The organism is Salifodinibacter halophilus, from assembly GCA_012999515.1.
Lineage (GTDB): Bacteria > Pseudomonadota > Gammaproteobacteria > Nevskiales > Salinisphaeraceae > Salifodinibacter > Salifodinibacter halophilus.
Genome location: JABEEB010000825.1, coordinates 1 through 231, shown reverse-complemented (window position 1 = coordinate 231; position 231 = coordinate 1). Strand labels below are relative to the sequence as shown.

Below are 231 nucleotides of genomic sequence, written 5' to 3'. Positions count from 1 at the left end.
GTGGGGCATCTACCACGCCCTGCTGCGTCTGGGCGCCTCGGGCGAGTCCTCGATCCAGGCCGTCGCCGGCCCGGTGGGCGAAGCGCTGATCATGACCGCGATCGGTCTGTTCGTCGCGATCCCGGCGGTGCTCGCGTACAACTTCTTCGTGCGTCTGAACCGCGTGACGAACAACAAGTTCGACACCTTCGCGCACGACCTGCACGACTTCTTCGCCACCGGCTCGCGCGT

Annotated in this window: 1 protein-coding gene; it reads left to right on the top strand. The window is 66.7% G+C overall.

Annotation, left to right across the window (positions count from 1 at the left end; all coding sequences use genetic code 11):
- Nucleotides 1–231 (top strand): MotA/TolQ/ExbB proton channel family protein (locus HKX41_13885; protein NNC25223.1); only part of this gene is annotated, 231 nt, incomplete at both ends.